The 17,422-nt window shown below is 68.5% G+C and carries 17 protein-coding genes; 12 read left to right on the plus strand and 5 right to left on the minus strand.

What is annotated here, in order from left to right; all coding sequences use genetic code 11:
* Entirely contained in the window at positions 1 to 1,710 is a 1,710-nt protein-coding gene (locus HUA78_RS26885; protein ID WP_174477431.1) for an acyclic terpene utilization AtuA family protein, read from the minus strand.
* Between the two features lie 166 nt (positions 1,711 to 1,876).
* Here HUA78_RS26885 and HUA78_RS26890 point away from each other — a divergent pair, with 166 nt between their 5' ends.
* The 5 genes from HUA78_RS26890 (at position 1,877) to HUA78_RS26910 (ending at position 5,861) form a co-directional block, all read left to right on the plus strand.
* The gene (locus HUA78_RS26890) at positions 1,877 to 2,443 is read left to right on the plus strand and encodes a TetR/AcrR family transcriptional regulator (protein ID WP_217439456.1); all 567 of its coding nucleotides are present in this window, start codon (positions 1,877 to 1,879) and stop codon (positions 2,441 to 2,443) included.
* A 66-nt stretch (positions 2,444 to 2,509) separates the two neighbouring features.
* Positions 2,510 to 3,388, plus strand: a complete 879-nt coding sequence (locus HUA78_RS26895; protein ID WP_174477432.1) for an SDR family oxidoreductase — start codon at positions 2,510 to 2,512, stop codon at positions 3,386 to 3,388.
* A gap of 115 nt (positions 3,389 to 3,503) precedes the next feature.
* On the plus strand, positions 3,504 to 4,988 hold the full coding sequence (locus HUA78_RS26900) for a DUF1570 domain-containing protein (RefSeq protein WP_174456024.1): 1,485 nt from the start codon (positions 3,504 to 3,506) through the stop codon (positions 4,986 to 4,988).
* A 194-nt stretch (positions 4,989 to 5,182) separates the two neighbouring features.
* Positions 5,183 to 5,389, plus strand: a complete 207-nt coding sequence (locus HUA78_RS26905; RefSeq protein ID WP_141643946.1) for a hypothetical protein — start codon at positions 5,183 to 5,185, stop codon at positions 5,387 to 5,389.
* Complete coding sequence (locus HUA78_RS26910; protein WP_174477433.1) at positions 5,373 to 5,861, plus strand: hypothetical protein; 489 nt, start codon at positions 5,373 to 5,375, stop codon at positions 5,859 to 5,861. The genes HUA78_RS26905 and HUA78_RS26910 overlap by 17 nt, the downstream gene beginning before the upstream one ends.
* Positions 5,862 to 5,871: 10 nt before the next feature.
* On the opposite strand, the gene HUA78_RS45970 is transcribed toward HUA78_RS26910, so the two are convergent.
* Positions 5,872 to 6,162 (minus strand): hypothetical protein, encoded by a 291-nt coding sequence (locus HUA78_RS45970; protein ID WP_217442607.1) that lies wholly within the window; start codon positions 6,160 to 6,162, stop codon positions 5,872 to 5,874.
* A 133-nt stretch (positions 6,163 to 6,295) separates the two neighbouring features.
* Here HUA78_RS45970 and HUA78_RS26915 point away from each other — a divergent pair, with 133 nt between their 5' ends.
* From HUA78_RS26915 to HUA78_RS26925, 3 genes are all read left to right on the plus strand, one after another.
* Complete coding sequence (locus tag HUA78_RS26915; protein WP_174456026.1) at positions 6,296 to 6,901, plus strand: TetR/AcrR family transcriptional regulator; 606 nt, start codon at positions 6,296 to 6,298, stop codon at positions 6,899 to 6,901.
* Positions 6,898 to 7,440: a DoxX family protein gene (locus HUA78_RS26920; protein WP_141641900.1), complete on the plus strand. Its 543-nt coding sequence runs from the start codon at positions 6,898 to 6,900 to the stop codon at positions 7,438 to 7,440. The genes HUA78_RS26915 and HUA78_RS26920 overlap by 4 nt, the downstream gene beginning before the upstream one ends.
* Before the next feature lie 145 nt (positions 7,441 to 7,585).
* Positions 7,586 to 8,179 (plus strand): hypothetical protein, encoded by a 594-nt coding sequence (locus HUA78_RS26925; RefSeq protein WP_217442608.1) that lies wholly within the window; start codon positions 7,586 to 7,588, stop codon positions 8,177 to 8,179.
* Between the two features lie 59 nt (positions 8,180 to 8,238).
* On the opposite strand, the gene HUA78_RS26930 is transcribed toward HUA78_RS26925, so the two are convergent.
* The 3 genes from HUA78_RS26930 to HUA78_RS26940 all read right to left on the minus strand — a co-directional run bounded on the left by HUA78_RS26930 (position 8,239) and on the right by HUA78_RS26940 (position 13,166).
* Entirely contained in the window at positions 8,239 to 8,808 is a 570-nt protein-coding gene (locus tag HUA78_RS26930; RefSeq protein ID WP_174477435.1) for a hypothetical protein, read from the minus strand.
* On the minus strand, positions 8,805 to 9,572 hold the full coding sequence (locus HUA78_RS26935; RefSeq protein ID WP_174477436.1) for a hypothetical protein: 768 nt from the start codon (positions 9,570 to 9,572) through the stop codon (positions 8,805 to 8,807). Before HUA78_RS26935 ends, HUA78_RS26930 begins: the two co-directional genes overlap by 4 nt.
* Before the next feature lie 198 nt (positions 9,573 to 9,770).
* Entirely contained in the window at positions 9,771 to 13,166 is a 3,396-nt protein-coding gene (locus HUA78_RS26940; RefSeq protein WP_174477437.1) for an amidohydrolase family protein, read from the minus strand.
* A 187-nt stretch (positions 13,167 to 13,353) separates the two neighbouring features.
* On the opposite strand from HUA78_RS26940, the gene HUA78_RS26945 reads away from it, so the two are divergent.
* From HUA78_RS26945 to HUA78_RS26960, 4 genes are all read left to right on the plus strand, one after another.
* Entirely contained in the window at positions 13,354 to 13,803 is a 450-nt protein-coding gene (locus HUA78_RS26945; protein WP_141641895.1) for a PaaI family thioesterase, read from the plus strand.
* Between the two features lies 1 nt (position 13,804).
* Entirely contained in the window at positions 13,805 to 14,263 is a 459-nt protein-coding gene (locus tag HUA78_RS26950; RefSeq protein ID WP_141641894.1) for a PaaI family thioesterase, read from the plus strand.
* Positions 14,264 to 14,378: 115 nt separating this feature from the next.
* Positions 14,379 to 15,152, plus strand: coding sequence for a DUF4142 domain-containing protein (locus tag HUA78_RS26955; protein ID WP_174477438.1), 774 nt, complete (start codon positions 14,379 to 14,381; stop codon positions 15,150 to 15,152).
* Between the two features lie 271 nt (positions 15,153 to 15,423).
* Positions 15,424 to 17,370, plus strand: coding sequence for a sulfatase-like hydrolase/transferase (locus tag HUA78_RS26960; protein WP_174477439.1), 1,947 nt, complete (start codon positions 15,424 to 15,426; stop codon positions 17,368 to 17,370).
* Positions 17,371 to 17,422: the final 52 nt, after the last annotated feature.

Raw genomic sequence — 17,422 nt, forward strand, 5'->3', positions numbered from 1 at the left:
TCAACCCTCTCCTTCACGAAGCAGCGACTCGGGGATGTCCACATGGCGCGAGCGAAGCCACTCCCCCAGCGCCTTGCCCTGCGGGTCGAAGCGCGTCGACGACGACACGCCTTCGCCCAGAATCCCGTCGACCACGAAGTTCACCCCTCGGAGCTGGGGGAAGTCGTGCCGCTCAATCGCGAAGGCCGCTGTCTCCGGTAGCAGCTCGCGCAGCGTCTCCGCCGTGAGGAAGTGCGCAAGCCACCGCCAGGCCGCGTCCGTCCGCGCCCACACGCCAATGTTCGCCGTGCCGCCCTTGTCCCCACTGCGCGCCGCGACGATGCGCCCCAGCGGTGCCCGCCGCGTGGGACCCGAAGGCAGCGCCTCCGGCAACGCGGGCTTCTCGACAGGAGCCAGCTTCAGCGACTGCTCCGTGGGCGCGATGACCGTGCGCGCGCCATCCGGCAGGACGGCGACGTGCTCCACGCGCGTCGCATCGACATAGGCCGGCGTGTAGACACCGTAAGGCGCGCCATCCGACGGCGGCGCCGTCATGGTGAAGCCAGGATAGGTGCCCAGCGCCAGCTCCACGGCGGCGCCACTGAAGGAGCGACCCACGAGCTTCTGGTCCGCGTCCTTCACCACGACGCGCAGGAAGGCCGCGGCCTGCTCCTCCGTGGCGGCGTCCTCGCGGTCCGTGCGCACCAACGTCCAGTGCGTCTCCTTCGGCTTGCGCGTGAGCGCCGCTTCCATCTGTCCTCGGATGAGCGCCGCCTTCTCCTCGATGTCGAGCCCCACCAGGATGAACGTCGCCTCGTTCTTGTAGCCACCCAGGTGGTTGAGACAGACCTTCACGGTGGGCGGAGGCGGCTCACCCTTCACGCCCGAGATGCGCACGCGGTCCTTCCCCTCCGCCGCCAGGGTGATGGAGTCGAACCTCGCCGTCGCGTCAGGCCCCGCGTACCGGGCCCCGGTGATTTCATAGAGGAGCTGCGCGAGCACCGTGTCCACCGTCACCGCGCCGCCCGTGCCCGCGTGCTTGGAGATGACGGACGAGCCATCCGCGAACAGCTCCGCCAGGGGGAAGCCGGGCCGGCGGACATCCAGCTCCTTGAAGAAGGAGTAGTTGCCGCCCGTCGCCTGCGTGCCGCACTCCAGGACGTGGCCGGCCACCATGGCCCCGGCGAGCTTGTCCCAGTCGTCCCGCTTCCAGCCGAAGTGCGCGGCGGCCGGGCCCACCACCAGCGAGGCATCCGTCACGCGACCGGTGACGACGACGTCCGCGCCCGCGCGCAGGCTCTCGGCGATGCCCCAGCCGCCCAGGTACGCGTTCGCGGTGATGGGAGAGCCGAGGCCCAGCTCGTCCGCGCTGCCGGAGAGGTCATCCCCCTCCACGTGCGCGATGCGCGCCTTGAGGCCCAGCTTGTCGTTCAGCTCGCGCAGCGCCGTCGCGAGGCCGGACGGGTTCAACCCGCCCGCGTTCACGACGACCTTCACCTTCTTGTCCAGCGCGAGCCCCAGGCACTGCTCCATCTGCCGGAGGAACGTCTTGGCGTAGCCGGTGGACGGGTCCTTCATCCGGTCCCGGCCAAGAATCAACATCGTCAGCTCCGCCAGGTAGTCGCCCGTGAGGACGTCCAACTGGCCGCCTTCGAGCATCTCCCGGACGGCCGAGAACCGGTCTCCATAGAAGCCCGAGGCATTGCCGATACGGAGGGGGGACTCGCTCATGCGCTCTCCACGTCCAGCCTGAATGCGGGCAGTCTGGGAGCCCATGCCTAAAAAAGCAAGCGCGCTTGCTTTTTTCGAGGGTGCCTTTCAAGCTGACTTCGTGAGCGACGCACCGCCGCCGGGCAGACAGGAACAGGAGCGCAGCCGCGTGACACGGCAGCGCTTGATGGAGGCCGCCATTGGCGCCCTGTCGGAGCTGGGGTGGGCGGGCTCCACGATGACGGTCATCGCCGAGCGAGCGGGCGTGTCTCGCGGCGCGTGCCAGCACCACTTCCCCACGCGAGGCGACCTGGTCGCGGCGGCGGTGGAGTACGTCGGGCACCAGCAGGTGGAGGAGCTCAGCCGGAGAGCGGCCCGCCTGCCAGCGGACGTGCGGCGGACCGAGAGCATCCTGCACATGCTGGCGGGCTTCTACACGCAGCCACTCTTCGCCGCGGCGGCGCAGCTCTGGGTGGCGGCGAGCGCGGACGCGGAGCTGCGCGCGCAGTTGTTGCCGGTGGAGGCGAAGGTGGGGCGGGAGGTACACCGGCTCACGGTGGCGCTGCTCGGCGTGGATGACCGCGAGCCGGAGACGCGCGAGCTGGTGCAGGCGACGCTGGACCTCATCCGGGGCCTGGGGCTCGCCAACCTGCTGCGGGACGACAGCGCGCGCAGGAAGAAGATTCTCCACCGCTGGGCGCTCACGCTGGAGGACGCGCTGCGTTCCCGGCGCGGGCGGAAAGCGGGAGACTGACGCCGCGAGGCGACCACGGACACCACGGGCCCTCTCGCCACGCACGGGGCCACTTCGGGAGACGACATGGGTTACCGCTCTGTATTCGCACCGGGTTGTTTCAAGGGACAGAACATCGTCGTGACGGGAGGCGGCAGCGGAATCGGGCGCTGCACCGCGCACGAGCTGGCGGCGCTCGGCGCGCACGTCGTCCTGGTGGGCCGCAAGCTGGACAAGCTGGAGAAGGTCGCCGCGGAGCTGCGCGAGGACGGCGGCGAGTGCTCGCTGGAGACGGTGGACATCCGTGACGAGGAGGGCGTGAAGGCCACCGTCGGCCGCATCGTCGCGGCGCGCGGGCGCATCCACGGCCTGGTGAACAACGCGGGCGGGCAGTTCCCGTCACCGCTCGCGGCCATCTCCAAGAAGGGCTTCGAGGCGGTGGTGGCCACCAACCTCACGGGCGGCTTCCTGATGGCGCGCGAGGTGTATCTCCAGTCGATGAGCAACCACGGCGGGTCCATCGTCAACATGCTCGCGGACGCGTGGGGCGGGATGCCGGGGATGGGGCACTCGGGCGCGGCGCGCATGGGCATGCTCAACCTGACGCAGACGGCGGCGGTGGAGTGGGCGGCGACGGGCGTGCGAGTCAACGCGGTGGCGCCGGGCTGGGTCGCGTCCAGCGGCATGGACAGCTACCAGGACGAGGGCGTCAAGGCGCTCATCCCGCTGTTGAAGAAGGAAGTGCCGTTGCAGCGACTGGCCACGGAGGCGGAGGTGAGCGGCGCCATCGTGTTCCTGCTCACGGACGTGGCGGCGTTCATCACCGGCGAGGTCATCAAGATTGACGGTGGCGCGTCGTGCAACACCAAGATTTTCCCGCTGGAGGAGACCTCCGCGTCCAAGCCGTACGAGGGCTTCCACCGCGCGGCGGCGCCTCGCATCCTGGCGGGCGACGAGAAGAAGTAGCGGCGGAGACCTCGGGACTTCCCGCGGGGATGCCGAACTTCACGGGGAGGACTCACGCGTCCCCCCTCGGCGCGTCTCTTCTCCTTCTCTTGGCGTTCATGCCAGAACCCCGCGCATGAAATTCCACGTTGTCTTGATGAGTCTGGTCCTGGCGCTCTCCACCGGCTGCGCGGGCTCCCGCGCGCTGTGTCCCCGTGAAGGCGGGCGGACCTGGTCCGAAGTCCAGAGCGAGCACTTCCGCATCCAGACGAACCTGACGCCCCAGTCGGCCACCACGACGGCGCTCGAGCTGGAGAAGCTCCGCCGCGCCCTGCTGCTGGCGTGGGGAACGGACTTCAATCCCCCCGGCTCCGTGGACGTCATCCTCCTGCGCAACACCAACGAGCTGAAGGAGTTCATCCAGGGCGACTACGTGGGCTTCGTGGCGCCGACGCAGCAGGGCACGCTGCTCGTCATGTCGGGCGAGGGCTACGTGCTGGACGACGGGCCCGAGCAGGAGCTGCAGACGCACGAGCTGGCGCATGAGCTGAGCCGGCACGTGCTGCTGCGCCAGTCCCGGTGGCTGGCGGAGGGGCTCGCCCAGTACCTGCAGACCACCCACGTCAAGGTCAGCACCCAGGAGGCCGTGCTCGGCCGCGCGAACAAGAACAGCCTCGCCTATGTGCGGCAGCACGGCTGGCTCGACGTCGACGACCTCTGGGCCTGGGACCAGAAGGAGTCGATGAGCGCGGCGGAGACGCAGCAGCACTACGCCTCTGCCTGGGTCTGGGTTCACTACCTCATCAACATGCACACCGAGCGCTTCGACGAGCTTCAAACCCGGCTGGCCCGCGCCGAGGACCCGCGCACCGCCTGGGACATCGCCTTCAAGGACGCGGGGGACCTGCGAGGGGACCTGCGCACGTTTGTCTGGAGCGGGCGCTCCGCCATCCTCACCCTGCCCCTGCCCCCCGTGCCCCGAGACGTCACCGTGCGCGAGCTGGACTCCGCGGACGTCCACGCTCTGCGCGGGCGCTTGCACCTGCATGGCATTGGCGCGCGGCCCCAGGAAGAGCGAATCCAGAAGGCGCGCGCCGAGGTGGAGCAGGGCCTGAAGGAGGACCCTGTCAGCGTGAGCGTCGCCGTGCTCGCCGCGCAGCTCCAGCAGAACCCCCAGGAGCACCTGGCTCGCGCCCGCACGCTGGTGCAGGCACACCCCGACGATGGTCGCGCCTGGGACCTGCTTGCGGAGCACCTGGACATGAACAGCGAACGCCAGGCGCTGGAGCAGGCCCGACAGCGCGCCGCCGAGCTGCTGCCCAACGACTCACGCATCCTCGCCAGCCTCGCGGCGCACTACCAGCAGACCCAGCAGCCGGAGAAGGGCCTCCCCGTGGCCCGTCGCGCGGTGGAGCTCGCACCGGGAGACCCCTACGCGCTGACGCTCCAGGCGGCGATGTCCTTCCAGTTGGACCGCTGCAAAGAGGCGCTCGGACTCCAGCGTCGCGCGCTGGACATGCTGCACGAGTCCACCCCGGACTCCTACCGCAAGCAACTGCGCGACAGGCTCCAGCTCTTCGAAGCGAAGTGCGGGACCAACACCCGCGGCGCTGCGCCCTGAGCACGACAAGCGCGGCCGTCCTTCGTATTTCACTTCCACCGCGCGGCGGCGCCTCGCATCCAAGAAGTAGCGTCTCGGACAGCGAGGAGAGAAGCGGGCCCTCTGAGCAATGGCCCGCCAGGTCCTCCTGTGAGGTGGCCAGCAGAGAGTCGAGGAGTGCTGCAGACAAAACGCTCCCGACCTAGAGTAGGGCCATGGATATGCGGGACCTGCTCCGGCAGTCTTTTCCCAGCTATGGCCCTCACTGGGACGCCGCCATCGATGCGGGCGTGGACGTGTCCCTTCTGCTACAGAACCTCGAGCTCACTCCGACGGAGCGCATCGAGCAGTTACAGCGCATGACGGAGCTGTACGAAGCACTCCGCCCCAAGGATGCGAGCAGCGATGCAGCGGACTCCTGAGATTCTGACGCTGTTGCTCGATGCACAGGTTCAGTTCGTCATCATCGGAGGCGTCGCGGCGGTTGCCCACGGGTCGGCCACCTTTACCCTGGACCTCGACATCGTCGCGCCATTCACCGAGCACAACTTCACGAAGCTGTTCGATGCGTTGGCTCCGTACCATCCTCGCTATGCCCTGGCCGTTCCCAAGCGCCCTGTGACGGAGCCACCCACGGAGCTTGCGACCTACCAGAACCTCTACCTGCTGACGGACCTGGGGAGGCTCGACATCCTCTCCACGGCGCAGCCTGTTGGCACGTATGACGACGTGGCATCCAAAGCCGTGTCCATGGAGCTGTACGGGCATCCGTGCCGAATCATCGGTCTGGATGATCTCATCGCCATCAAGCAGCACGTGGGTCGCGACAAGGACCGCATGGTTGCACGTGAGTTACTAGCGCTCCGTGACCGTCAGGCAATGAAGCCGCGCTGACTCCACCACTTCACGAGAGCGTCCTGGCATTCCTCGCGATGGTGAGCGTGATGGAGAGCCACGCACTCGCACGACCTGGCTCGGTCTCGATGCCGTGGCGCTCCCCTTCCGACGCCAGGAAGGAGAGCTCGTCCTCCGACAACTCACTTCCATGGACACCGCTGTACAGGACCGTCGTCCTCCTGGAGGACCCTGGCGGATAGCGCGGGTCATCCAGCCTCCACGGCAGCAGGCAGCTCGTGCCGTGCCCCTCCGGGTCCACCCACCCACATGTGTCGACTCCTATCGGGCTCGCCCACATCCAGTGTGGGCTCCTTCGCCCCCGTGAGACTGTTCCCCTTCACGTCACTTGAACTTGACCACTCGTCCAACAATCATTATTTGAACGAGCGTCCAAGAACGCGCGGGCCCCTCGGGTCTCGCGAGGAGCAGGCATGGGGCGACCCAAGACTTTCGACGAGGACGCGGTGCTGGACCGCGCCATCGAGCAATTCTGGACGACCGGCTACCACGCCGTGTCGGTCCGAGACCTCGAGACGGGAACAGGTGTCCTGAAGGGCAGCCTCTACGCGGCCTTCGGTGACAAGCGCGCGCTGTTCCTCGCCTCGCTGCGCCGCTACGCGGACCAGAGCGCCGTGCAGATTCGGGAGCTGCTTTCCCATGGTGCCGACCCTCGCGCCGGCCTGGAACACTACCTGCGCGTGCGCGGCAAGGGCTGCACGGGGCCGGGAAGGACGCGTGGATGCCTGCTCGCCAACACCGCGGCGGAGGTCGCGCCGCATGACCCCGAGGTTCGTGCCGTGGTCGGACAATCCTTCGCCAAGCTCGCCGCCGCGCTGGTGCCCGCCATCCTGGAAGCCCAGGAGCAGGGACTCCTCAGTCGACGGCATGACGCGCGGGAGCTGGCCGCGCACCTCGTCGTGCTCGTGCAGGGGATGAGCGTGGTGGGCAAGACGGAGCCCGACTCCGCGCTCGTCCGCTCCTCCCTGCGCTTCGCCCTGTCGCTGCTGGAAAACGATTCCCCGGAGAAGTCCAGATGACCCACACCCTGTCTCGCATCCTCGTCGACCCGCGCACCGCGGACCGCTCTCTCTCCACCGGCCTGCTCGTGCTGCGGGTCCTCACCGGTGGACTCATGGCCCTGCATGGCGCGGGGAAGATGGTGACGCCCTTCACGTGGATGGGCGAAGGCGCGCCCGTGCCCGGCGTGCTCCAGTTCCTCGGCGCCGCCGCCGAGTTCTTCGGAGGCCTGGCGTGGATGGTGGGAGTCGCGACACCGCTGGCCACGCTCGGCGTCGCCGTGACGATGCTCGTGGGCATCGTCATCGCGCACATTCCCTTTGGCGACCCGTTCATCCGGCTCAGCGTGATGGGACTCACCACGGGCCCCGGTGAGCCGTTCGGTGGACTGCCCACCTGGCTCGTCCGCGCGGGAGGACGCAGCGCGGGTGGCTCCGGCTCCTCGGAGCTGGCGACGCTGTACATCGCCGTCTCCGTGTTGCTGCTCACCGCCGGGCCCGGGCGCTTCTCGCTCGATGCACTGCTGTCCCGAAAGCTCGCGGCTCGCGCCACCGCGTGAAACACCCTGCGGGGTACGCTGCGGGCCCGGCGCATTGGACGTATGTACAAGCGCGATGACTCACAACCGATAGGGCCCCCAAGCCCCGTGCGACCGCCGTGCGATGCACCGTTACGGTGTCTCCACCTCCAACCCCGAGGCGGACATGCGCACACGACAACCCTGGCTGTGGCTCACGACGTTCTTCCTGGTCTCCGGCACCCTCTCCGGATGTGGTACCGACGCCCCACCGACGCCTCCGCTTGAATCCACGCTGGAGTCCAGCGAGGCGCCGCTGCTTGGCACCGTGACATGTCTGCTCGGGACGACGACCATCTCCTTCTCGCCGCCCCTCACCAACACCCCGCAGGACACGACTGTCTCAGGCGTCGGCAGCCTCACCAACTGCATCTCCCTGCTGACCAGCCCCGTGACGTCCGGCACCACGAACTTCCCCGCAGCGCTCCGACCGGGCCTCGCCTGTGATGACGTGCTCGGCATCCGAGGCGGCACGGTGAACATCGTCTGGAACACCGGAGAGACGTCTCAGCTCTCGCTCACCCAGGTCGTCATCAGCGGAGGTTCCTCCGTGAAGGAGACAGCCCAGATTGGCACGGTCGTCTCCGGCAAGTACGCGGGAGCCACCGCCGTGCGCACCCTGACCTTCGTCACCGCCGACCTGGAGAATGCCTGCGCCTCCCCTGAAGGGCTTCCTCAGTACACGGCCCTCCAGACGCTGGCGCTGACCCTCATCCCCTGACTCGCGGCAGCACACCGGCTCCGGGGGCCACACGCCTCCCCGGGGCCGTCACGCCCGATTCAGCGGGGCACCGCTCCCGCATCCGTCCCGCCATCCGTCCACCAGGAGGGAACAGGCTGGAGCGGCTTGCCCCACGTCGTATCGCCCACGGGGATACCGGCGTCCGGGGACGCGCCCGAATCAGGCTCCGTTCCCGCATCCGGCGACAACGGCTCCTGCGCTCCGTCGAAGCGGCGTCGGAGGATGCGCCCATCCATTCCAATGGCGTACGCGGCGCCACCATCCAACATCCGGGGCTCCGCTCCGCACGCGGAGGGGTTCGCGGAGATGCTCACGAAGAACACGTCCCCCTGTCGGAGCACGCGATAGAGGTACGACTCCTGCCGGTTCCAGCACGAGCGCCCGCGCGACTCCAACGGCAGGAGGTCCTCGGCGGCAATCGAGAGCGCGCCCAGCATCGCGCCATCCAGGACATAGGCCTGTCCCTCCGCGCCCAGGGAGATGGCGTCCTGTCCCAGCGCCTCCGGGAACTGGATGGACGGGTCCTCCGGCGGATTCGCGGTGCGCGCGCCCGCATGCCGGACGCAGCTCGACAGGAGCACCAGCAGCGGAAGGAGCAGATGTTTCATGGTGTATGGCTCCTTTCGCACGGCGCGCTTCGTTTCTGGACCGAGAACGTTCGTGTATCAGCGTCCGACCAGCGCACCGAGCCCGTCTGTTCGCACTGCCAGTTCGCCCCACTGCGCGACCACTTCAACAACTGCCCGGTCAGCGGGATGTACTGGTGGAAGCCGTCGCACGAAGGCTCCGATGCGTTCCGGGAGAAGAAGGCGACGACGGAGAGCCGCAAGCGCCCATCCTTCGTCTCGCTCTCGAAGCCGTGCGCGAGCCCCTCCGAGACAATGAACCGGATGTCGTTCTCCGTCAGGCTGCTGCCATAGGGATGGTTGTGCAGGGCGTAGATGTATCGGATGGCGTCGGGCGGATAGCGGGGGTCATCCACCCAGGAGGGGAGCAGACAGCTCTTGCTCCGCTGCAACGGGTCGACTCGCGACTGGTCCGTCAGCTTGCTCACGACGTATTGCTGGTCCGGCGTGTAATACATCCAGGCGCAGTACTCACTGGAGACACGCCACCGGATATCGAAGTCCTGGTGGTCCCGAGCACCCGCGCTCGAGTGGGGCTTCGTGAGAATCTTCCGGCAGGCCGCGAGCAGGGCGCTGGAGGGCGAGCTGAACGGCCCCAGCATTGGCCCCGGGAGCTTGTCCAGGAACGGCGCTCCCGGCGCGGGACGCACGATGTCGGGGTCAGCCACTTGCGGCGACGAGCACCCGCACACCCCCAGGGCGGCGATGGCCAGCGCGACCCCTGGCCCTTGCGCGTTCACCCACATCTTCCACGGCCTCCCCAGGTGCCCACCGACGGTGCTCGGGCAATCTAGGAAGGACTACACCTGTCTTCAAGACAAAGCCGACAAACCTCGAATAGACGGAAAGCACGGGAGCGCTCGCGGGTGGCCTTTTCCGGCCGGAGCGGTCTCGGGCTCCAGGGACACCCTCGCCCCCGGAGCCCGAGTCACATCACCCGACGCTCAGTCGCACTCGTGCGTGTGCGTGTGCGCGGTGGCCTTGGGGCTCCAGCCCTCGTTGCCGTCCTTCTCGAAGTAGAACTTCGCGCGCTGCCGCTGCCGCGTCCCCACCTCGTTGAGCGTGGCCGCGTCGAACAGGCGGCCGTTCACCATGGTGAAGCGCACCGAGCGGCTGTTCATCAGGTCCTCCAGCGGGTTCTTGTCCAGCACGATGAGGTCCGCGAGCTTGCCCTCCTCCAGCGAGCCCAATTCCCCATCCATGCCCAGGTAACGCGCTCCGCCCAGGCTCCCCGCGCGCAGCGCCTGCAAGGGCTTCATCCCGCCCTGACCGAACATCGACAGCTCCCAGTGCGCCGCCAGGCCCTCGCGCTGACCATGCGCGCCCAACTGCACGTTGACGCCCGCGTCGTTCAGCTCGCGCGCCGTCCTCGCCGCGTCCACGTGGTTGAGCTCGTCATCCGGCACCATCGTCCGCCGACGGCTGCGCGAGTCCACCACCCGGCGCGGCACGAAGGACAACAGTCGCTCGTCCTGCCAGACGTTCGTCTTCTGGTACCAGTAGTTCTCGCCCCAGTTGCCGCCGTACGCCACGCCGAGCGTCGGCGTGTAGCCCGTGCCGCTCTTGCCCCAGAGCTGCTTCACGTCCGCGTAGATGCGCGCCACCGGAATCGCGTGCTCCACGCCCGTGTGCCCATCCACCACCATCGTCAGGTTGTGCTGGAGCAGCGAGCCGCCCTCCGGCACCACCAGCATGTTCAGCTCCCGCGCCGCCTGGAGCACCTTCTGCCGCTGGTCTCTCCGAGGCTGGTTGTAGCTCTTCACGCTGAAGGCCCCCATCGCCTTCATCCGCCGCAGGTGCGAGCGCGCGTCGTCCAGCGTTTCAATCGGCGTGCGGTACCCCACCCCCGCCGCGCCATACAGAATCGTGCCCGTGGAGAAGATGCGCGGAGAGATGAGCGCTCCGGCCCGGCCCAGCTCACTGGCCGCGAAGACCTCCTCCGAGGAGTTCGACGGGTCATGCAGCGTCGTCACCCCGAAGGCCAGCGACGCCGCCTGCACCCAGCTCTGCTCGGGCATCAGGCCTTCCACGCCCATGGCCCCGTGCCAGTGCACATCCACCAGCCCCGGCATCAGCGTCTTGCCCTTCACGTCCACGACCTTCGCGCCCGAGGGCACCTGCACCTTGCCCACCGGCCCCACCGCGATGATGCGGTTGCCGCGCACCACCACCACGCCCTGCTCGATGACCTCGTCACCCTTCATGGTGATGACCCGGCCGCCCACCAGCGCCAGCGTGCCCTCCGGCGCGTCCGCCTTCACCTGGAAGGACAGGTCCACGCCCCTCTCCGGCACCGCGGGCAGATTCTCCGGCGCGCCGTCCACGAAGGAGAAGGACTGCTTCAGCGCCCGGGTGAACAGCTCAGGCCCCAGCGCCCAGTGCAGGCTCGCGCTGTCACCGGACCAGTGCAGGTACTCACCCGCGTCGCGGCTCACCTTCGCCACCGGCAACGCCTTCGCCTCGGGCCCCACCGTCGCCGCCTTGGCGCCCTTCGGGAAGGGCGTGATGAAGGCGTTGAAGTTCTCGCGGAACGCCACCCACCGCTCGTCCGGCGACACGCGCAGCTCCGTCGCCTCCGCGCTCGTCACGTGCGTGCGCTCCTCGCCGCCATCCAGGCCCACGCTCTTCAGCGAGCGGACGTCCTCCTTCTCCTTGTGCTCCACATGCAGGAAGTACACGCGGTCCGAGCGCGCCCCGAAGTGCGGCTGCTCGCCATCCCGCGCCAGCCTGCGCGGCGTGCCACCCGACGCGGGCTGCACGAAGAGGCCCGTCTCCCGGCTCCACTGCCCCGGCATCAGGTAGCCATCTCCCGTGGCGCGGTACACCAGGGACTTGCCATCCGGGCTCAGTGACGGCTCCACGTAGTAGCCCGGCTTCGACGTCACCACCTTGCCCTCGCCGCCCGTCGCGGACACCACGCGGATGGCGCCCAGCTTCTCGTCATCCCACGTCGTGTAGACGATGGAGCGCCCGTCGCGAGAGAACGACGGATAGAACTCCAGGTGGTCCTCCTGCTTCGTCAGCCGCTTCGGCGCGCCGCCCGGCAGCTCCTTCACGTAGAGCTTGCCCAGCGTCTGGTACACCACGCGGTCTCCCTTCGGAGACACCTGCACCCAGCGCAGCATCTTCGTGGCGAAGCGCTCCGGCGCGACGGCCTGCGGCGAGCGCACCGCCTCGAAAATCGTCCGCGTCCCCTTCACGTGGAAGGGAATGGGCGTCAGCTTCTTCGTCGCCACATCCAGGCGCTGCAGCTTGCCGCCCGCCCAGAAGACAATCGCCTTGTCGTCCCGCGTCCACGCCAGCGTCGGGTACACGCCGTGGATGGCCCACGTCTCCTGCATGTCCCTGTCCAGCCCGTCGTACAGCGGGCGCTCCGCGCCGGAGGCCACGTCCGTGACGTAGAGCACCGACTTCGTGCGCACGCGGCGGATGAACGCCAGCTGCTTGCCATCCCGCGACGGCGTCGGACGGATGGAGCCACCCGGCCCGGAGACGAACGGGTCAATCTCCTTCGTCTCCACATCCAACCGCTGGATGGCGTAAATCTCGCCGTTGGGGTCCTTGTTGTATTCGAACGTCTTGCCCGGCGTGACGTCCTGGCTGAAGTAGACGTAGCGGCCGTCGGGAGAGAACACCGGCTCGCCCAGGTCCTTCTGCTCGTTGGCGCGCTCGGTGAGCTGCACGCCCTCGCCGCCGGAGCGGTGATACATCCACACCTCACCCGCGCCCAGCGAGCGCCGCGAGGTGAAGTGCTTGCGCGCGATGAGGAACTGTCCGTCCGGGCTCCACGCGGGGCTGTTGAGCAGGCGGAACTTCTCCTGCGTCACCGGCTTCGCGTCCGAGCCATCCCGCTTCATCACCCAGATGTTGTCGCCGCCACCCCTGTCGCTGGTGAAGGCGATGGACTTGCCGTCCGGGCTGAAGCGCGGCTGCATGTCCCACGCGACGCCGGAGGTGAGCGCGCGCGCCTCGCCGCCCGCCAGCGGCAACACGTAGATGTCGCCCAGGAGGTCGAAGACAAGTTCGTCTCCGCTCGGGCTCACATCCACGTTCATCCACGTCCCCTCGGTGACGTCGATGTCCACCTGCCTCGCGGGGAAGCCCGGGGCGTCCACCTTCCAGGCGTCCTTCTCCTTGTCCTCCTTCGGGCCTGCCTCGGCGGACGGCGCGTTGGGGTCCACCTCCACGGCGCGGCCGGCTTCGCGCGCGGCCTCGTCCTTCTTCTGGGGAGCAGGCAGCGGATCCTGCCGAGCGGAGGGAGGGGTCGCCACGGGCTGCGCGGCGAAGAGCGTGCCCGGTACCAGCAGGGCGACGCAGAGGGCGGAGGTCAGTCGTTTCACCGGAGGTCCTCGTGATGGGGGACTGCGCGAGACACGGCCGTGCGGGGCGGGGAGACTACCCGGCCCAGGGCAGACAGGCTCGACGAGCGTGAACAGGGGACCGGGCAGCCCTCTTCCTGAGCGGCCGACAAAGGCTCGACGCGAAACGTCACGCGCCATCCGGACCTGATTCTGTTATCCGCTCCCCATGTCGGACTTCACCCTTCCCGAAGACAAGGCCGAGCGGATGGAACGCGCCGCCCTGTTCTACTCGGACATCGTCCCCCACAACCACGCGCTGGGCCTGAAGCTCCTGGACATCGGCCCCGCCGAGGCCACCGTCGAGCTGCCCTACGCGGACTTCCTCGTCGGCAACCCGGAGACGGGCGTCATCGCCGGCGGCGCCGTCACGACGCTCATCGACGCGGCCTGCGGCTCCGCCGTCATCCTCAAGCTGGGTCGCATCCAGCCGCTCGTCACGTTGGATTTGCGCATCGACTACCTGCGCCCCGCCCGCCCCCACGTCTCCCTCATCGCCGTGGCCGAGTGCTATCGCAGCACGCGACAGATTGCCTTCGTCCGCGCGCTCGTACACCAGGGTGACAAGAGCAATCCGGTGGCCTCCGCGCAGGGCACCTTCATGCGGCTGGAGGAATGACGTGAGTGACGCCAAGTCCCCCTCCGCCCTCGCCGAGCTGGTGCACCACGTGCGCAAGACGCGCGAGTACGGCCAGCTCACCGACGCCATCCCCTACACGCGCTTCATGGGCATCGGCGTGGAGAACCTGGCCGGGGAGATGCTCTGCCGGATGCGCTACACGCCCAAGCTCATCGGCAACAGCTTCATCCCCGCGCTGCACGGCGGCACGCTGGGCGCGCTCCTGGAGTCGTCCGCCATCTTCGAGCTGCTGCTCCAGACGGAGACGCCGCGCGTGCCCAAGGTCATCTCCATCACCGTGGACTTCCTGCGCTCGGGCAAGGCGCAGGACACCTTCGCGCGCGCCTTCATCACCCGCCAGGGCCGCCGCGTGGCCAACGTCCGCGTCGAGGCCTGGCAGGACGACCGCACCCGTCCCATCGCCAGCGCGCACGCCCTGTTCCTGCTCGCGGAGCCCTGAGGCTCGGGGCCCTCCCGGGGACGGAGCCCCTGTCCGCTCCCCTGGTGTTCCCTGGCCACCGGCGCTTCCCCATCGCCACCTTGCCTCCTGGAGTTCCACTCTCGGGAGGCTGGCGATGATGCGATGGCACGGTTGGATGCTCGTGGGTTCGCTGGTGCTGGGTGGCACCGCGGGGGCGCAGGACAACCAGGACGCGAAGGCGTCGGACACACCGACGACGCAGAACAATGGCACCGGTGACAGCCAGGGCATGATTCGCATGGGCGAGGCGGACGCCATCGACCATGGAGAAGACATCCAGAAGGACCCGAGCGCCTGGCCCGGCACGGGCGGCTCCGGGCAGCCCGACGCGCAGGCCGCGAAGTGGATGCGCGAGGGCCTGCTGCCCATCCCCACCGAGGAGAAGGCCTTCCTGGAGGAGCTGCACCACGCGAACCAGATGGAAGTCCAGATGGGGAAGCTCGCGCAGAAGAACGGCAGCTCCCAGGGAGTGAAGGACTTTGGCGCCCGCATGGAGCGCGAGCACGGACAGGCCGATGAGAACCTGCTCGCGTTCGCGAAGACGAAGAAGCTCCAGTTGGGAGAGCCGAAGGCGGACTCGTCGCTCGCCAAGGCGATGCAGGGCGCGGAGCACGCGACGATGGAGAAGCTCCAGGCGCTCCAGGGCCCCGCGTTCGACCGCGCGTTCCTGGCGGCCATGGTGGGCGACCATGACGTGGTCATCGCCAAGGTGATGGCCGGACAGCAGCAGTTCGTCGACAACACCGCGCTGAAGACGATGCTCGACAACCTGCTGCCCCAGCTCCAGCAACACCGCCAGAGCGCATACCGCCTGCTGGGCCAGGAGACGCCGCGTCAGGCGCGACAGGCTCCGCGCGGCGGACGCTGACCGCACCACGGGCTCGAAGACCGCGAACGGACGACGTGTCACCGGGCCGAGCTTCCGTTCGCGGGCCACCGCCGCACCGAGGCTTCGACGGCGTGAGTCCCCTCCTCTCCCGCGCGCCGCGTCCGAGGCGAACGCAGCCGCGTTCCATCGCTACGCCGCGCGTCGGGTGAGGCCCCCGGACCTTGGACAGCAAGCCTCTTCCGCGCGCACGGGCACGGTGGGTGCAACTCCGGGCGCCAGCCTTGCTCCCTCCTGGCGTCCCGGAGAACCCATGACCCAAGCCTCGCGCCCCAACATCCTCCTGCTGACGGTGGACCAGCTGATGTTCCCCCGGTTCGCCTATGGCCCGGAGGGGGGCTTCCTTCCCGGCATCAAGGACATCCTCGGCTTCATCGACGAGGGCGGTGAGGACAATCCCTACCGGAAGTACTTCCCCGGCTTCACCGCGCTGCGGAAGAACGCCGCCGTCTTCCGCAACCACACCATCGCGACCTCGGCCTGCATCCCCAGCCGCGCCGCCATCTACACGGGCCAGTACGGCACGCGCACCGGCGTCACGCAGACGGACGGCCTGTTCAAGAGCGGCGACGCCTCGGCGTTCCCCTGGCTGGAGCCCGATGGGATTCCCACCATCGGCCACTGGTTCCAGAAGGCCGGCTACCACACGCACTACTTCGGCAAGTGGCACGTCAGCAATCCACCGGACCACTCGCTGAAGCAGTACGGCTTCGATGACTGGGAGCTGTCGTATCCGGAGCCGCACGGCTCCTCCGTCAACAACCTGGGCACCTTCCGCGACATCGGCTTCGCGGACCTGGCCTGCACCTTCCTGCGCAGGATGGCACTGGGTCAGCCCTACAACCGCGCGCTCGCCCAGCAGTCCTATACGGCCCCGCTCGGCGAAGCACCCTCCACCGAGCCGCAGCCGTGGCTCGCCGTCGCGTCCTTCACCAACCCCCACGACATCGCGACGTATCCCATCCTGCCCCGGCAGTTGGACTCCGAATCGCGCCCGCTGGGCCCGCTGCACGTGCCGACACAGACGGCGCGCTCCGTGACTCCTGTCTCGGGGAGCCTCTCCTTCTTCCTCAATCCCCAGGACTTTCCGCAGGAGAACGCGCACCTGCCTCCCAACGTGCACGACTCGCTCGTCAACAAGCCGAGCTGTCAGCGCGACTACTCGTACAAGATGGGCCTGGCGCTCGCGGCCAAGACGGGGCTCACCCTGTATCAGGCGAACGAGAACATCGACCCCGTCGCCGTCACCCTCAACTCGGGCATCCCCTTCCAGCTCACGGCCGCCCCGGACGTGTCCACGCTGCGCTTCAACCAGTACTACACGTGGCTCATCCACGTGGTGGACGCGCACATCGCCCAGGTGCTGCGGACGCTGGACGAGAGCGGCCTGCGCGAGAACACCCTCGTGATGTTCCTCTCCGACCATGGCGAGTACGCCGGCTCGCACGGCTACATGATGGAGAAGTGGCACACCGCCTATCAGGAGGCGCTGCACGTGCCCCTCGTCGTCCAGTTCCCCGTGGAGAAGGACGTCGCTCCGGAGACGCGGCAGATTGAAGCGCTCAGCAGCCACGTGGACGTGCTGCCCACGCTCCTGGGGCTCGCGGGCATCGAAGGCGCCGCGCTCGACGCGATTCGCACCGACCTGCGCCTCCACCGCCCGGTGCCTCCCTTCGTCGGCGCGGACCTGAGCCCGCTGGCGCGCGGAGAGACCGACACCGTGACGGAGCCCGACGGCACGCCTCGCGCCGGAGTGCTCTTCATCACCGACGACGAGATTACGGAGACGCTGCCGCACACCGGCGACCCGCACCAGGCGCATGACGATGCGCTGTTCGCCGTGTTCACACGCTCCGTCGACGCCCTGCGCGAAGGCACCACGAAGGCGGGCAAGGTGCCGGACCTCAAGCCCGGCGCGGTGTGCCAGCCCAACCACGTCCGGTGCGTGCGCACGCCGCGCTGGAAGCTCGCGCGGACGTGGGACCCGTCGGGCGAGCACGCCGACCAGTGGGAGCTCTACGACCTCCAGAGCGACCCGCTGGAGCTGGAGAACCTGCTCGTGTTCGACGGGGCGTTCCCCACGGTCATCTCGACGCTGCCCAAGGGACTCGGCCACGCCGAGGTCGAAGCCGCGGCGCGCGCGACGCACGCCCTGCTCGGGAAGTACGAGACGCAGATGCTGTCCCCGTGGCCCGCGTAGCTTCCGCGAAGGCTGTGACGATGCGGCCCGACGGTGTTCCCGTCGGCCCGTG

Source organism: Myxococcus sp. CA033 (genome assembly GCF_013336625.1).
GTDB lineage: Bacteria > Myxococcota > Myxococcia > Myxococcales > Myxococcaceae > Myxococcus > Myxococcus llanfairpwllgwyngyllgogerychwyrndrobwllllantysiliogogogochensis.